Annotated in this window: 12 protein-coding genes and 1 riboswitch; of the genes, 9 read left to right on the top strand and 3 right to left on the bottom strand. The window is 66.8% G+C overall.

All coding sequences use genetic code 11. From position 1 onward, the window contains the following. Positions 1–55 precede the first annotated feature (55 nt). Positions 56–1,444, bottom strand: coding sequence for a sodium:alanine symporter family protein (locus tag BJP62_RS08025; protein ID WP_070528716.1), 1,389 nt, complete (start codon positions 1,442–1,444; stop codon positions 56–58). 94 nt (positions 1,445–1,538) lie between these two features. Further along, a riboswitch (glycine riboswitch) is annotated at positions 1,539–1,668 on the bottom strand. A gap of 445 nt (positions 1,669–2,113) precedes the next feature. Between BJP62_RS08025 and BJP62_RS08020 the strand changes: the two genes are divergently transcribed. From BJP62_RS08020 to BJP62_RS07990, 7 genes are all read left to right on the top strand, one after another. Next, a complete protein-coding gene (locus BJP62_RS08020; protein WP_070528713.1) occupies positions 2,114–3,739 on the top strand; it encodes a methyl-accepting chemotaxis protein in 1,626 nt (541 codons plus the stop codon). Between the two features lie 252 nt (positions 3,740–3,991). Beyond that, positions 3,992–5,989, top strand: a complete 1,998-nt coding sequence (locus BJP62_RS08015; RefSeq protein ID WP_070528711.1) for a UvrD-helicase domain-containing protein — start codon at positions 3,992–3,994, stop codon at positions 5,987–5,989. Between the two features lie 70 nt (positions 5,990–6,059). After that, positions 6,060–6,617, top strand: a complete 558-nt coding sequence (locus BJP62_RS08010) for a sugar O-acetyltransferase (protein WP_070532477.1) — start codon at positions 6,060–6,062, stop codon at positions 6,615–6,617. Between the two features lie 275 nt (positions 6,618–6,892). Further along, positions 6,893–7,609 (top strand): ABC transporter permease, encoded by a 717-nt coding sequence (locus tag BJP62_RS08005; protein WP_070528708.1) that lies wholly within the window; start codon positions 6,893–6,895, stop codon positions 7,607–7,609. Positions 7,610–7,677: 68 nt separating this feature from the next. Then, positions 7,678–8,586, top strand: a complete 909-nt coding sequence (locus BJP62_RS08000) for a glycine betaine ABC transporter substrate-binding protein (RefSeq protein WP_070528706.1) — start codon at positions 7,678–7,680, stop codon at positions 8,584–8,586. Positions 8,587–8,590: 4 nt separating this feature from the next. Further along, positions 8,591–9,250 carry an ABC transporter permease gene (locus BJP62_RS07995; RefSeq protein WP_070528705.1) on the top strand — a complete coding sequence of 220 codons (660 nt, stop codon included), beginning with the start codon at positions 8,591–8,593 and terminating at the stop codon, positions 9,248–9,250. After that, entirely contained in the window at positions 9,250–10,395 is a 1,146-nt protein-coding gene (locus tag BJP62_RS07990; RefSeq protein WP_070528703.1) for a betaine/proline/choline family ABC transporter ATP-binding protein, read from the top strand. Before BJP62_RS07995 ends, BJP62_RS07990 begins: the two co-directional genes overlap by 1 nt. 46 nt (positions 10,396–10,441) lie before the next feature. Here the strand turns inward: BJP62_RS07990 and BJP62_RS07985 are convergent, their stop codons facing one another. After that, complete coding sequence (locus BJP62_RS07985; RefSeq protein ID WP_070528700.1) at positions 10,442–11,053, bottom strand: glutathione S-transferase; 612 nt, start codon at positions 11,051–11,053, stop codon at positions 10,442–10,444. Positions 11,054–11,155: 102 nt separating this feature from the next. Further along, complete coding sequence (locus BJP62_RS07980; protein ID WP_070528698.1) at positions 11,156–12,940, bottom strand: ABC transporter transmembrane domain-containing protein; 1,785 nt, start codon at positions 12,938–12,940, stop codon at positions 11,156–11,158. Positions 12,941–13,090: 150 nt separating this feature from the next. Here BJP62_RS07980 and BJP62_RS07975 point away from each other — a divergent pair, with 150 nt between their 5' ends. Both BJP62_RS07975 and BJP62_RS07970 read left to right on the top strand, forming a co-directional pair. Then, positions 13,091–14,014, top strand: coding sequence for a bestrophin family protein (locus BJP62_RS07975; protein WP_070528695.1), 924 nt, complete (start codon positions 13,091–13,093; stop codon positions 14,012–14,014). Positions 14,015–14,190: 176 nt separating this feature from the next. Next, positions 14,191–15,069 carry a lipid A biosynthesis lauroyl acyltransferase gene (locus BJP62_RS07970; protein WP_070528692.1) on the top strand — a complete coding sequence of 293 codons (879 nt, stop codon included), beginning with the start codon at positions 14,191–14,193 and terminating at the stop codon, positions 15,067–15,069. Positions 15,070–15,081 lie beyond the last annotated feature (12 nt).

Here is a 15,081-nt window from a genome sequence, read left to right as displayed (position 1 = left end):
GCACGGGCCGCAAAGCCCCGGCCTTGGCCGGGGCTTTTTGCGTTGCGCCCGGCGATCAGCGCTGCGCCAGCGCCGGCTGCAGCACGCCGGTATCGTCGTCGTCGAGCCGGCCGGCGAAATAGCGCTTCGTTTCCATCGCCACCACATGCCGCAGGCCGATCAGGCCGATCAGGTTCGGGATCGCCATCAGGCCGTTGACGATGTCGGCCAGCACCCAGATCAGGTCCAGATGCAGGAAGGCGCTACCGACGATGCAGGCGATGAACACCAGCTTGAACGGAATGATGCCGCGGCGGCCGGCGAGGTACTGCATGCAGCGCTCGCCGTAGTAGTTCCAGCCGATGATCGTGGTGAAGGCGAAGAACAGCAGGCCGACGGTGACGATCAGGTTGCCCCAGTCCTGCGACAACCCCTGCTGGAAGGCGAGGTTGGTCATCCGTGCGCCGCTGGCGTCGCCGGACCAGACGCCGGTGACGATCAGCACCAGCCCGGTCATGGTGCAGATGATGATGGTGTCGAAAAAGGTGCCGGTCATCGAGATCAGCCCCTGCTCGACGCAGGAGTTGCTGCGCGCGGCGGCGGCGGCGATCGGCGCACTGCCCAGGCCCGATTCGTTCGAGAACACGCCGCGGGCGACGCCGCTCTGGATCGCCAGCATCATCGTCGCGCCGAAAAAGCCGCCGACGGCCGCGTGGCCGGTGAACGCCGACCGGATCACCAGCATGATCGCGTCGGGCAGGGCGCTGGCATTCATCGCCAGCAGCGCGACCGACGCGGTGACGTAGAACACCATCATGAACGGCACGATGGCCTCGGCAACGCGCGAGATCGACTTGATGCCGCCGAGCGTGATCATCGCCACCAGCACCGCCAAGGTCAGGCAGGTCCACAACACCGGGATGTCGAAACTCGAATGCACGGCTTCGGAGATCGCGTTGACCTGCGCGAACGTGCCGATGCCGAACAGCGCGACGCCGACGCCGAACAGCGCGAACAGCTTGCCCAGCCACGGCAGGCCGAGGCCGTGCGTGAGGTAATACATCGGCCCGCCGGCCATCTGGCCCCTGTCGTCGACGGTGCGGTACTTCACCGCCAGCAGGCACTCGGCGTACTTGGTCGCCATGCCGAAGAACGCTGCCATCCACATCCAGAACAGCGCGCCGGGGCCGCCGAGCTTGATGGCTGTCGCCACGCCGACGATGTTACCGGTGCCGACGGTGGCCGACAGCGCGGTGCACAGCGCGGCAAAACTCGACACGTCACCGGGCAGGTTGGGGTTCTTGTCGGCACGGAACACGAGCCTGAGCGCCAGCGGCAGCCTGAACACCTGCAGCAGGCCCAGCCGGGCGGTGAGATAAATACCGGTGCCGACCAGCAGGATCAGCAGCGGCGGGCCCCAGACGAGGTTGTCGATCGTCTGCAGCAGGTCTTGGAGCGGGGGCATGGTTTGTAGGTCTCCGTCAGTATCAAACATCGATCTGACAGAGGGGACGGCCAGCCGTACGCTGCCCGGGACGCGGGCAGGCACGGCGAGCGGCCGTCCTTCCTCTGTCCTTTTACCTGAGCGTTTCAGCGTTCCTGACGGAACGCCTTTCGCCTTCGGTGCCCGGCCGGTGCAGTCCGTCCTGAAAACGGTGATGCACGCCGGGGCTCTCCAGAGGCTCGTCCAGTCGCAGTCCCTGCCGGGTTTTCCCGGCGCCTGAAAGATTCACTTCTTCGGCGGCCCGACGCGCCTTGCGGCACGGCCATGTGGGCACTCTCCTGCGACCTTCATCCGAACACGGGGGAAGCTTGCAACATCGAATGTAGCAAAACGACGTAGTCATCGGCCATCGTGATTTCTCCCAATATTGACCTGCCGCAAGCCGGTGCCCCGGCGCGGCCTGCCTCGCGGGGATACGGCCTGGCGGCCGATTCTGCCGCCTTTGCTTACATGCGCTTGTGTCAGGAAACATGCCGGATCGCAGGCTGTAGTTGGTCCGGGCGTTTGCCGGGGGCGCGCCTGTCGGCCCGCCACTTGCGTGTTTTGCTTAATTTTTGCTGACTTCTATATTTCCAGTTCGTATTTATTGCTCGCGGCCACTCCGGTGCGGGCGGGTATGGAGGACTGGAAATGCTGTCGAACGCGACGATACGCCACAAGCTGTGGCTGCTGATCCTGCTGGCGGTGCTGGCCATCTCGGCCGGGGCGGTGTGGGCCCTGTTCAACGAGCGCAGGGACATGCTCGATGCGCGGCGTACGGCCACGCGCCACGTCGTCGACACGGCCCACTCGGTGATCGCGCACTACGGCCAGCTCGCCAAGGACGGAAAAATGCCGCTCAATGCAGCGAAGCAGACGGCGGCCGACGCGGTCGCCGGCCTGCGTTACGACGACGGCAATTATGTCGCGCTGTATGACACGCATTACCGGATGCTGCGGCACCCGATCAAGCCCGAGCTGAACGGCAAGGACCAGAGCCAGCTCAAGGATCCCAACGGCGTGCGCATCGTCAGCGAACTGGTCGATGCCGCGGTGCGCGACCGCGGCGAGTTCGTCGACTACCAGTGGGCCAAGCCGGGCAGCAAGACACCGGTCGACAAGGTCAGCGGCAGCCGGCTCTACGCGCCGTGGGGCTGGGTCGTGGCGACCGGCGTCTACGTTGACGATGTCGAGCGCGAATTTGCCCGCAAGGCCTGGGCATGGGCCGGATCGATCGCCGCCGGCCTTGCGGTGCTGGTGCTGGCGTCGTGGCTGATCGCGCGCAGCATCAGCGTGCCGCTCGAAAAGCTGCGCGACCACATGCACGAGATCGCCGCATCGGGCAATCTCGCGATCGGCAACCGTCCGTCGGCGGACGGCGAAGTCGGCCAGATCGGCGCAGTGTTCTTTTCGCTGATCGACCGCTTCCGCGACATTCTCCGCGACGTGCGCCAGGGCTCGCGCGAGGTCTCGGGCGAGATCACCGAACTGGCGCGCAGCATGAAGGTGATCGAGGACAGCTCGGCCACGCAGCAGCGCTCGGCGATGGCGACCGCGGCGACGGTCGAGGAGATCAGCGCCAGCATTGCCCGGATCAGCGGCCACCTCGGCGAGGTGGCGGGGCGCTCGGACAACGCGCAGCAACTGACCCGGCAGGGACGGGACGCGGTCGGGCGGGCGACCGGCGAGATGGAGCGGATCGCCGAGTCGGTCGGCGAATCGACCCGGCTGGTGCAGACGCTCGGCGAGCGTTCGGGGCAGGTCTCGGCGATCGTCGCGACGATCCACGAGATCGCCGACCAGACCAACCTGCTGGCGCTGAATGCGGCGATCGAGGCCGCACGCGCCGGCGAGGCCGGGCGCGGCTTTGCCGTCGTCGCCGACGAGGTGCGCAAACTGGCCGAACGGACCAGCGAGGCAACCAAGCGGATCACGACGATGACCGATGCGATCCAGAGCGATACCGGCCAGGCGGTCGCCGGCATCGAAGGCGTCAGCGGCCTTGCGCTGAGCGGCGTCGCGCTGGCCGGCGAGGCCGCTTCGTCGGTCTCGCGCATCGACGAGCGCACCCGCGAGGTCTCGGTCATTCTTGGCGAGGTCACGCAGGCGGCGGGCGAGCAGTCGCGCGCGAGCGAAGAGATCGCCCGCAACATCGAGGCGATCTCGCAGACCGGCGAAGAGAATCTCCGGGCGATCGGCGAGATTGCCGCGGCGTCGGCGCATCTGGCGGCGACGGCGGCAAGGCTGGACGGCGTGGTCGGGCAGTTCCGGGTCTAGAACCTGTCCCGTTGGGCGGCTGCGCATTGTGTCCCCGCCCGATGCCCGGAACCCCGCAAGGGGGCTACCTTCGGGTCGTTCTCCTGAACTCGATGTCCGTTCCGGTTTCCCCCGGGGGACGTCCAGAGGGCATCCTCGCTTCGGGCGTGAACAAACGACTTTGGCTCGCTCGCCTGCCGGGACAGGTGCTTCGGGGGCGGGGCGATGGCGGGGCTGTGCTAGAATCGCAAGCCCTTGAAGGAAAACCGCTTTATGCTCGACAAGCTCAACGATCCGCAACGCGAGGCCGTCAAATATCTTGGCGGCCCGTGCCTCGTGCTTGCGGGGGCCGGGTCGGGCAAGACGCGGGTGATCACGCAGAAGATCGCCTACCTGATCGGCCAGGCCGGGATGGACGCGCGCAATATCGCGGCGATCACCTTCACCAACAAGGCGGCGCGCGAGATGCAGGAGCGCGTCGGCGCGCTGATGGACGCGAACCGCCTCAAGGGGCTGACGGTGTCGACCTTCCACAGCCTCGGCATGCGCATCCTGCGCGAGGAAGCGAAGCACCTCGGCTACAAGCCGCAGTTCTCGATTCTGGACAGCGCCGATGCCAGCAAGATCATCTCCGACCTGCTGACGACGACCGACAAGCAGCTGATCCGCTCGACGGTCAGCCAGATCTCGCTGCTGAAGAACGACCGGATTTCGCCCGATACCGCGCTGGTGCGTGCCAGCTCGGACGGCGAGATGCATCTGGCCAAGCTCTACCGCGCCTACCAGGACACCTTGCAGGCGTATCAGGCGGTCGACTTCGACGACCTGATCCGGCTGCCGGTCGACCTGTTCGAGCAGCACGAAGACGTGCTGACCAAGTGGCAGCACCGGTTGCGCTACCTGCTGATCGACGAGTGCCAGGACACCAACACCACGCAGTACGACATGGTGAAACAGCTGACCGGCATCACCGGCCAGTTCACCGCCGTCGGCGACGACGACCAGTCGATCTACGCCTGGCGCGGCGCGAACATGGAAAACCTGCGGCTGCTGAGCACCGACTTCCCCAAGCTCAAGGTGATCAAGCTCGAGCAGAACTACCGCTCGGTCGCGCGCATCCTGCGCTGCGCCAACGCGGTGATCGCCAACAATCCCAAGCTGTTCGAAAAGACGCTGTGGTCGGACCTCGGCGTTGGCGATCCGGTGCAGGTGATCGAGGCCAGGAACGACGAGCACGAGGCTGAACTCGTCGCGATGAAACTGCTGGCGCACAAGTTCGAGGCCGGCACCGGTTTCAAGGACTACGCGATCCTCTATCGCGGCAACCATCAGGCGCGCATCGTCGAAACCCAGCTGCGGATGCACAAGATCCCGTACACGATTTCGGGCGGGCAGTCGTTCTTCGACAAGGCCGAGATCAAGGACGTGCTGTCCTACCTGCGGCTGATCGCCAACGAGGACGACGATCCGGCCTTCATCCGTGCGGTGACGACACCCAAGCGCGGTGTCGGCAACGTCACGCTCGAAAAGCTCGGCGCCTACGCGGCCGAGCGGCACATCTCGCTGTTTGCCGCCGTGCACGAGGAAGGCTTCGTCTGGCAGGTGCAGGCCGCCCAGTACGAGCCGCTCAAGCAGTTCTGCGACTTCATCGGCCGGATGCAGTTCGAGGCGCCGCGTGCGCCGGCCGGCGAGCTGCTCAGGCAACTGCTCGACGCGATCGACTTCGAGACGTGGCTGTATGACAGCGACGAGCCGAAGCCGGCCGAGACCAAGTGGAAAACCGTGCTCGAACTCGTCGACTGGGTGGCCAAGCAGGGCGAGAACAACGGCAAGAACCTGATCGAGATCAGCCAGACGATCGCGCTGATCACGATGCTGCAGGGCCGCGACGAGGACGAGGTCGACGCGGTGAAGATGTCGACCCTGCATGCGAGCAAGGGGCTCGAGTATCCGCACGTGTTCCTCGTCGGCTGCGAGGAGGACATCCTGCCGCACCAGAACTCGATCGAATCGAACATGGTCGAGGAAGAGCGGCGGCTGATGTACGTCGGCATCACCCGCGCCCAGCGCAGCCTGACGATCAGCTACTGCGGCAAGCGCCGCCGCGGTGGCGAGTGGCAGATCGTCCAGCCCAGCCGCTTCCTGCGCGAGCTGCCCGGCGACGACGTGCGCTTCTCGGGCCGGCTTGCCGGCGACAAGGCCGAAGGCGCGATCAGCAAGCAGGAAGGCCGGGCGATGCTGGCGGGCATGCTGGCCAAGCTCGGCGGCTGAGCAAGAATCGGCTGGCGCCCGGCCGGCCGCGCGGTAAGCTGGCGGTTTCACGATGCTGCGGAGCCGCCCGATGACCGAACTCGACAAACTGCTCGCCGGTGAACCGTTCGACTTCTTCGCACCCGAAATGGTCGCGATGCGCAAGAACGCCGAGCGCCTGCTGCGGCAGATCGCCCAGACCGAATCGGAACTGCAGGCGCCGTTGTGGCGCGAACTGTTCGGTGCGCTGGGCGAGGACAGCTGGGTGCGTGCGCCGCTGTTCTGCGAATACGGCAAGTCGATCCGCATCGGCAGCCATACCTTCCTCAATGCCGGCGCCACCTTCCTCGACGGCACGGCGATCACCATCGGCAACAACGTGCTGGTCGGCCCGAACGTGCAGTTCTACGGCGCCAGCCACCCGATCGACCACATTGAGCGGCGCGACTGGACCGCGCGCTGGAAACCGATTTTCATCGAAGATGACGTGTGGATCGGCGGCAATGCCGTCATTTGTCAGGGTGTAACGATCGGCGCGCGGTCCATCGTCGGTGCCGGCGCCGTCGTGCTCAAGGACGTGCCGGCGGACACCATCGTCGGCGGCAATCCGGCGCGGATCATCCGCAAAATCGACGCGAACGATCGCTGAGTGCCGCGGCGGCGATCCGCCTTCCAGCGTGCATAGAATCAAAAGTATTTGGTTTGTAATGTCCGGTAACAAAGTGTTATAAGTATAAGCCTCAGTCAGACGGCGCCCCGGCGCCACTCAATCTGGCGGCCGTTTCCCGGCCGCCGCCGCGCCCCTGGCGCACCGCGTCCGGCGCCATGCCGGACAACCTCGTAAGGCAGCTCTCTAGTTGTCGCGATCATTACAGCGGATCGCGCCCGGCCCCGTGTCGCCGCGCTTTCCGCCAAGGAGGACGCATGAACAAAAGAGCGTTTTTCAAGCGCATCAGTATCGGGCTCGTACTCGCCGCCGCAGGCCTGGCCGCGCTGGTCTACGGCATTGGCCCCGCCGGGCTCGCCCAGTACCGGGAAGACCTCGTCTATCTCGGCCAGCAACACCTTTATCTCGTGTTCGTGTCGATGGCACTGGCCCTTGTCGTCGGCCTGCCCAGCGGCGTGCTGCTGAGCCGGCCGTGGGCGAAGCGCTATGCCGAGCACGGCATGCAGGTGTTCAACATCGGCAACACGCTGCCGCCGATGGCGGTGCTGGCGCTGGCGATGGTCGTCGTCGGCATCGGCGACAAGCCGGCCATCGTCGCGCTGTTCCTCGCGTCCCTGCTGCCCATCGTCCGCAACACCTACGCCGGGCTTGCCGGGCTGTCGCCGACGCTGCTTGAAGCGGCCGATGCGATCGGCATGACGCCGCGGCAGCGGTTGTGGCGGGTCGAGCTGCCCAATGCGCTGCCGGTGATCGCGTCCGGCGTGCGCATCGCGCTGGCGATCAACGTCGGTACCGCGCCGCTGGCCTTCCTGATTGGCGCCAGCAGCTATGGCGAGCTGATCTTCCCGGGCATCTACCTGAACAACCACACCGCGCTGCTGCTCGGTGCGGTCGGGACGGCCGCGATCGCGCTGGTGCTCGACCTGCTGGTCGCCAGCCTCGGCCGGCTGGCCAGCCCGCGCGGCGTCGCCTGACGCTTCACCCCCCCGTACCATCCCGCCGCCCGGACCGGGCCGGCGGACCCCAACATGGAGGACGATCCATGGCGATATTTTCGTCGCTTTCCAAACGCGTGGCGCTGGGCGCCGCCGCGCTCGTGCTGGCCGCGCCGGCGCTGGCCACCAGCCTCGTGCTCGGCAGCAAGAACTTCACCGAGCAGCACATCCTGTCGTCGCTGACCGCGCAATACCTCGGCAGCAAGGGCTATCAGGTCGAGCAGAAGACCGATCTGGCGACCATCATCCAGCGCAACGCGCTCGAGAACAAACAGCTCGACCTGGTCTGGGATTACACCGGCACCGCGCTGATCATCTACAACCACATCGCCGAGCGGATGAGCGACGCCGACGCGTACGCAACGGTCAAGCGCATCGACGCCGCCAAGGGTCTGACCTGGCTGGCCCCGGCGCCGCTGAACAATACCTATGCGCTGGCGATGAAGCGCGAGCGCGCCGAGGCCGAGGGCATCCGCAGCGTGTCCGATCTGGTCGCCAGGATGGACGCCGCCAGGGCGGGCAAGCCGTGGCAGCTCGGTTTCGACATGGAGTTCGCCGGCCGCTCCGACGGACTCAAGCCGATGCAGGCGCTGTACAAGCTCGAGCTGACCCGGCCGCAGATCCGCCAGATGGACCCGGGCCTCGTCTACAACGCGATCCGCGACGGCTTTGTCGACGCCGGCCTCGTCTACACCACCGACGGCCGGGTCAAGGGCTTCGACCTCCTGGTGCTCGACGACGACCTGCATTACTTCCCGAGCTACGCGGCGACGCCGGTCGTGCGTGCCGAGGTGCTGGCGCAGAACCCGGGCCTGGCCGATGCGCTGAACACGCTGTCGGCCCTGCTCGACAACGACACCATGTCGGCGCTGAACGCGCAGGTCGACATCGACCACCGCCCGGTCGACGACGTCGCCCGCGCCTTCCTGCGCCAGCACGGCCTGATCGGGGGCTGAGCGCATGGAGACGCTGAACCAAACCGTTGACTACATCTGGCACAGCCTGCCGTTCATCCTCGGGCTGACGCAGCAGCATCTGGCGCTGGTCGGCATCGCCGTCGGGCTGGCGGTGCTGATCGGTGTGCCGCTCGGCGTGCTGATCGTGCGCTTCAAGTCGCTGGCCGGCGTGGTGCTGAGCCTGGCGACCGTGGTGCTGACGATTCCGGCGATCGCGCTGTTCGGGCTGATGATTCCGCTGTTCTCGCTGATCGGCCAGGGTATCGGTGCGGTGCCGGCGATCACCGCCGCCTTTCTGTATTCGCTGCTGCCGATCGTGCGCAACACGCACACCGCGCTGACGACGCTCGACGCCGGCGTGCGCGAGGCCGGTCGCGGCATCGGCCTGACGTTCTGGCAGCGGCTCAAGTGGGTCGAGCTGCCGCTGGCGGTGCCGCTGATCTTCGGCGGCATCCGTACCGCCGTCGTTCTCAATATCGGCGTGATGGCGATTGCCGCCATCGTCGGCGCCGGCGGCCTCGGCACGCTGATCCTGCACGGCATCAGCCAGAGCGACATCCGCAAGCTGATCGCCGGCGCCGTCGTGGTGAGCGTGCTCGCCGTGGTGATGGACTGGTTGCTGCTTCGACTGCAGCGCGTACTCACTCCCAAAGGAATCCGCTGATGATCGAACTCAAGAACCTCTGCAAGCAATTCGTCCAGAAGAACGGCCAGCCGTTCAACGCCGTCGACAACGTCAACCTCGTGGTGCCGGAAGGCGAGATCTGCGTGCTGCTCGGCCCGTCGGGCTGCGGCAAGACGACGACGATGAAAATGATCAACCGGCTGATCGAGCCGAGTTCGGGCCAGGTGCTGATCAACGGCGAGGACACCGCCGGCATCGACACCGTGACGCTGCGGCGCAATATCGGCTACGTGATCCAGCAGATCGGCCTGTTCCCGAACATGACGATCGAGGACAACATCATGGTCGTGCCGCGCATGCTCGGCTGGGACAGGAAGCGCTGCCGCGAACGCGCGCGCGAGCTGATGAGCATGGTCGCACTCGATCCGGACCGTTTCCTGCACCGTTATCCGAAGGAAATGTCCGGCGGCCAGCAGCAGCGCATCGGCGTGATCCGCGCGCTGGCGGCCGACGCCCCGGTGCTGCTGATGGACGAGCCGTTCGGCGCGGTCGACCCCATCAACCGCGAGCAGATCCAGAACGAGTTCCTGCTGATGCAGCGCCAGCTCGGCAAGACGGTGATGCTGGTCAGCCACGACATCGACGAGGCGATCAAGCTCGGCGACCGGATCGCCGTGTTCCGCCAGGGCCGGATCGTCCAGTGCGCCGGCGCCGACGAGATCCTCGCCAAGCCGGCCGACGAGTTCGTCGCGTCCTTCGTCGGCCACGACCGCACGCTCAAGCGCCTCTTGCTGGTGCAGGCCGGCGACGTCGCCGACGCGCAGCCGACGCTGACCGCGGCGCTGGACACGCCGTTGCAGCAGGCTTTCGGCACCATGGACGACCACGACCTGCGCTACCTGACCGTCGTCGACGGCGACGGCAAGCCGCTCGGCTACGTGAAGCGCAAGGACGCCAAGGCCAGCGATGGCGTCTGCGCCGACCGGCTCAACCCGATCACGATCACGTCGAATCCCGACGAGAACCTGCGCGTGGTGCTGTCGAAGCTGTACGAGCACAACCTGACGTGGATGCCGGTGCTCGACGCCGACGGCCGCTACAACGGCGAGGTGTCGCAGGACTACATCGCCAGCTTCCTCAACTCTGGCAAGACGCACGGCCGCCAGCGCGTCGCGCTGAAATGAACAAGGGCGCCGTCGGCGCCCTTGTTCACGTGTGTGGCAACGCGGTTCAGGCCGCCGGCGGCCGGGTGTCGCCGAACGAGGCGCGGGTATCGAGGCGGGCGCGCAGCTCGGCCAGGTTCGGGTGCTGCGTCGCCCATTGCAGCTCGGGAAAGCGCAGTTCGAGGTAGCCGAGCATGCAGCCGACGGCGACATCGGCGAGCGTGAACGCATCGCCGGTGCACCACTTGCGGTCGGCGAGGTCGGTGGCGACGCGCTCGAGGCCGCGGTCGATCTTGACCTGCTGCTTGGCGATCCACTCGGCGCTCTGCTGTTCGGCCGGCCGGCGGGTTTCCATGACGATCAGCACCGCGGCGTCGGTGATGCCGTCGGCGAGCGCTTCCCAGCGCTTGACGCTGATCGCCTGGCGGTGCTCGGCCGGGATCAGCTTGCCGACCGGCGAGATCTGGTCGAGGTAGTCGACGATGACGCTCGAGTCGTACAGCGGCCGGCCATCGTCGAGCAGCAGCACCGGCACCTTGCCGAGCGGATTGAGCGCGGCGATCCGGTTGTCCGGGTCATGCGGCGAGTCTTCGGCCAGCTGATAGTCGATGTGCTTTTCGGCGAGCACGACGCGGACCTTGCGGCCGAACGGGCTGGTGAGCGAGCTGATCAGTTTCATGGCCGAGACACGCAGAGAAGGGAGGCGAGCCGATTCTAATCGGCCGGCTGCGCTTCGGCCATTAGGGTTGTCTGCAAGCAACATATCAGCGTTGTCGCATGTTCAAGTCAGTTTTTCAGCCGGAACCCGTGCCGGGTCGCCGAACTGCAGCGCGGCGAGCTGCGCGTACAGCGGCGAGCCGTGCAGCAGGTCGGCGTGCCGTCCCTGCGCGACGATGCGGCCGTGTTCGAGGACGACGATCCAGTCGGCCTCGAGCACCGTCGCCAGCCGGTGGGCGATCACCAGCGTGGTGCGGTTGTGCGAGGCGTTGTCGAGCGCCTGCTGCACCAGCCGCTCGCTGGCGGCGTCGAGCGCGCTGGTCGCTTCGTCGAGCAGCAGCACCGGCGGGTTCTTCAGGATCGCCCGCGCGATCGCAATGCGCTGGCGCTGGCCGCCCGACAGCCGCACGCCGCGCTCGCCGAGAAAGGTGTCGTAGCCCTGCGGCAATTCGGCGATGAAGCCGGCCGCCGCCGCGGCTTCGGCGGCCCGTTCGATCTCGGCCTGCGTCGCGTCGGGCCGGCCGTAGCGGATGTTGTCGGCCACGCTGCCGGCGAAGATCACCGACTCCTGCAGCACCACGCCGATATGCCGGCGCAGCGCGGCGAACGACAGCGCGCGGGTATCGACGCCGTTGACGCGCACGCTGCCCGACTGCGGCTCATAAAAGCGCAGCAGCAGCTGGAACAGCGTGGTCTTGCCGGCGCCGGACGGGCCGACCAGCGCAATGTGCTCGCCGGGGCGGATGTGCAGCGACAGCCCGGCGAGCGCTGGCGTGTCCGGGCGGGACGGGTAGGCGAAGTCGATCGCCTCGAACTCGATGCCGAGGCCGTTGTCCGGCAGCGGCTGTGGCGTGGCGGTTTCCTGCACCGGCGAGCGCGTGTGCAGCAGCTGCAGCAGCCGCTCGGTGGCGCCGGCGGCGCGCTGCAGGTCGCCCCAGACCTCGGCGATCGCACCGACCGCGCCGGCGGTGACGACGGCATAGAGGATGAACTGCGACAGCTCGCCGGCGCTCATCGTCCCGCCGAGCACCGCCTGTGCGCCGAGCCAGAGCACGAAGACTACGGCGGCGAACATCAGCACGATGACCATCGCGGTCAGCCAGGCGCGAGCGCGGATGCGCTCCAGCGCGGTGCCGAAGGCCGTGTCCGCCGCAGCGCCGAAGCGGGCGTTCTCGAACGGCTCCTGCGTGAACGACTGCACCGTCGGCATCGCGTTCAGCACCTCGCCGGCCAGCGCGCTGGCATCGGCGACGCGGTCCTGGCTGGCTTTGGACAGCCTGCGCACCCGCCGGCCGAACACGAGGATGGGCACGATGACGGCGACCAGGGTCACGAGGATGTAGGCCGAGAGCACCGGGCTGGTGACGACCAGCATCGCCGTGCCGCCGGTGAACAGGAAAAAGTTGCGCAGCCCCATCGACAGGCTGGTGCCGACGACGGTCTGGATCAGCGTGGCGTCGGTGGTCAGGCGCGACAGCACTTCACCGGTCTGCGTTGTTTCAAAGAACTGCGGGCTCATCCCGAGTACGTGTTCGTAGACGGCGCGGCGCAGGTCGGCAGTGATCCGCTCGCCGAGCCACGAGACGAGGTAGAAGCGCAGCGACGTCGCCGCGGCCAGCAGCAGCGAGACGCCGAACAGTGCAACGAAGTAGCGGTCGATCTGCCCGCGCTGCGCCGGCGAGAAGCCGAGGTCGATCAGGTAGCGGAACGCGACCGGCAGCGCCAGCGTTGCGCCGGCGGCGACCGCAAGCGCGACGAAGGCCAGCAGCCAGCGGCCGAGATAGGGGCGCAGGAAAGGCGCCAGGCCGAGCAGCGGCGTGATGCGGCGGGCATTCGAAGGGGCAGACATGCGTTTGGGCGAGGCCGGGCAGGACGATCCGGGCAGGGTACGCCATCCTAGCCGTGCCGGGCGAGCGACGTGCCGGCGTAGCAAGCGGTAACCTGTTCGTGACGGCCGGCTGGCTATAATCGCCGCTCCGATGTCCTGCCGTTTCCCCCGATGATCGTCCGCCCGCCGCAGCACTGGTTTTTCATGGTTTTCACCTGGCGGGGGTCGGTGCTGTCGTCGATCCTGCCGCGTCTCGGGCTGAACCTGGCGTTTGCGCTGCTGGTCGTCGTGCTGCATGGCTGGGTCGAAGGTTTCGGCCTGCACCTGTCGATCGGGCCGTTCAGCCTGATGGGGATCGCGCTGGCGATCTTCCTCGGTTTCCGCAACAACACCAGTTACGACCGCTTCTGGGAAGCGCGCAAGCTCTGTGGCGGGGTGCTGGTGAACACGCGCTCGCTGCTGCGGCAGGCGATCGCCATGACCGGCCGCAAGCCCGACGATCCGCGCATCGTGCAGTTCGCAGCGCTGCTGCAGGCCTTTGCCTTCGCGCTGAAACACCAGCTGCGCCAGACCGACCCGCGTGCGGATCTGGCACGGCTGCTGCCCGATCCGATGGCCGCGCGGCTTGCCGCGGCGCAGTTCGTCCCGGCGATGGTGCTGCGCGAGCTGGCGCAGTGGCTGGCGGACGAGCGCGCCGCCGGCCGGCTGAACGACATCCTCTGGCAGGCGATGGACACCAATCTCGACAAGCTGTCGGAGATCCTCGGCAGTTGCGAGCGCATTGCCAGCACGCCGCTGCCGTACGCCTACAGCGTGCTGCTGCACCGGACGATCTACCTGTACTGCTCGCTGCTGCCGCTGGGGCTGGTCGACAGCATCGGCCTGCTGACGCCGCTGATCTCGGTCTTTGTCGCCTACACCTTCATGGCGCTGGAATCGATCGCCGGCGAGCTGGAAACGCCGTTCGGCACCGAACCCAACGATCTGGCGCTGGACGCGATCTGCCGCACCGTGGAGCGGTCGTTGTTGGAAATGACCGACGCGCCGCAACTGCCGCCGGTGCTAGAGCCCGATTCCCAGTACATTCTGACGTGAGTTTTGTTACGCGTTGACGGCCTTGAGGAAGCAAGCGAAAGGGATTGTTGCCAGACCGTATCGATGTGGCCGCGTTCACTAAATTATCGCGTGGCGCTGCGCATAGACCGCGTATGCTGGCCGCGCATCGTTCCGGGCCGACGACGCCGGTGAGATTGCCCGCGGGAAACAGACGTGTGAAGCGGAAGATCGGTTTTTACCTGAGCCTGGCGTTGCTGCGCCTGCTGGCCTGCCTGCCATACGGCGTGGTCGCCCGCCTGGGCGAGGCGCTCGGCGCCTTGCTGTACCGCTTGCCGACGTCACGCAAGCGCGTCGTGCACACCAATCTGCGGCTGTGCTTCCCCCATCTGGACGAGGCAGCGCGCGAGAAGCTGGCCAGGGCACATATCGGCCATGTGATCCGCAGCTACCTCGAGCGCGGTTTCCAGTGGTTCGGCAGTGCGCGCACCATGGCGCGGCTGATCGAGCTCGACAGCGCCATCGACCTGAACGACCCGGCTGCGCCGCCGACCATTTTCATGGGCTTCCATTTCGTCGCGATCGAGGCGGGGTCGATGCGTTACTCGTGCGAGTTGCCGGTGGCGTCGCTGTACACGCCGATGTCCAACCTGCGCTTCGACGCACTGGCCAGGGCGCAGCGCAGCCGCTTCGGCGCCGAAATGATCTCGCGCGCCGACAGCGTCCGCGCATCGCTGGAGTGCCTGCGACGCGGCGTGCCGGTGATGCTGGCGGCGGACATGGATTTCGGCGTGACGAATTCGGCCTTCGTGCCGTTTTTCGGTGTGCAGGCCTGCACGCTGACGTCGGTGTCGCGACTGGCCAGGCTGAGCGGTGCGCGCGTCGTGCCCTTTGTCACCGAAGTCCTGCCCGGTTACCGCGGCTACAAGCTGACGATCTTCGAGCCGCTGGCCGACTACCCGAGCCACGATGCCGTGGCCGACGCCAGGACGATGAACGCGTTTCTGGAGGCGCAGATCCGGCGCATGCCGGCGCAGTATTACTGGGTGCACAAGCGCTTCAAGCACCGGCCCGCAGGCGAGGCGTCGGTTTACTAGACCCCATGAAAA

The sequence above is a fragment of the Jeongeupia sp. USM3 genome (genome assembly GCF_001808185.1).
Classification (GTDB): Bacteria; Pseudomonadota; Gammaproteobacteria; order Burkholderiales; family Chitinibacteraceae; genus Jeongeupia.
Note: the sequence above shows the minus strand (reverse complement) of the source record. Positions and strands in the feature narration are given on the sequence as shown.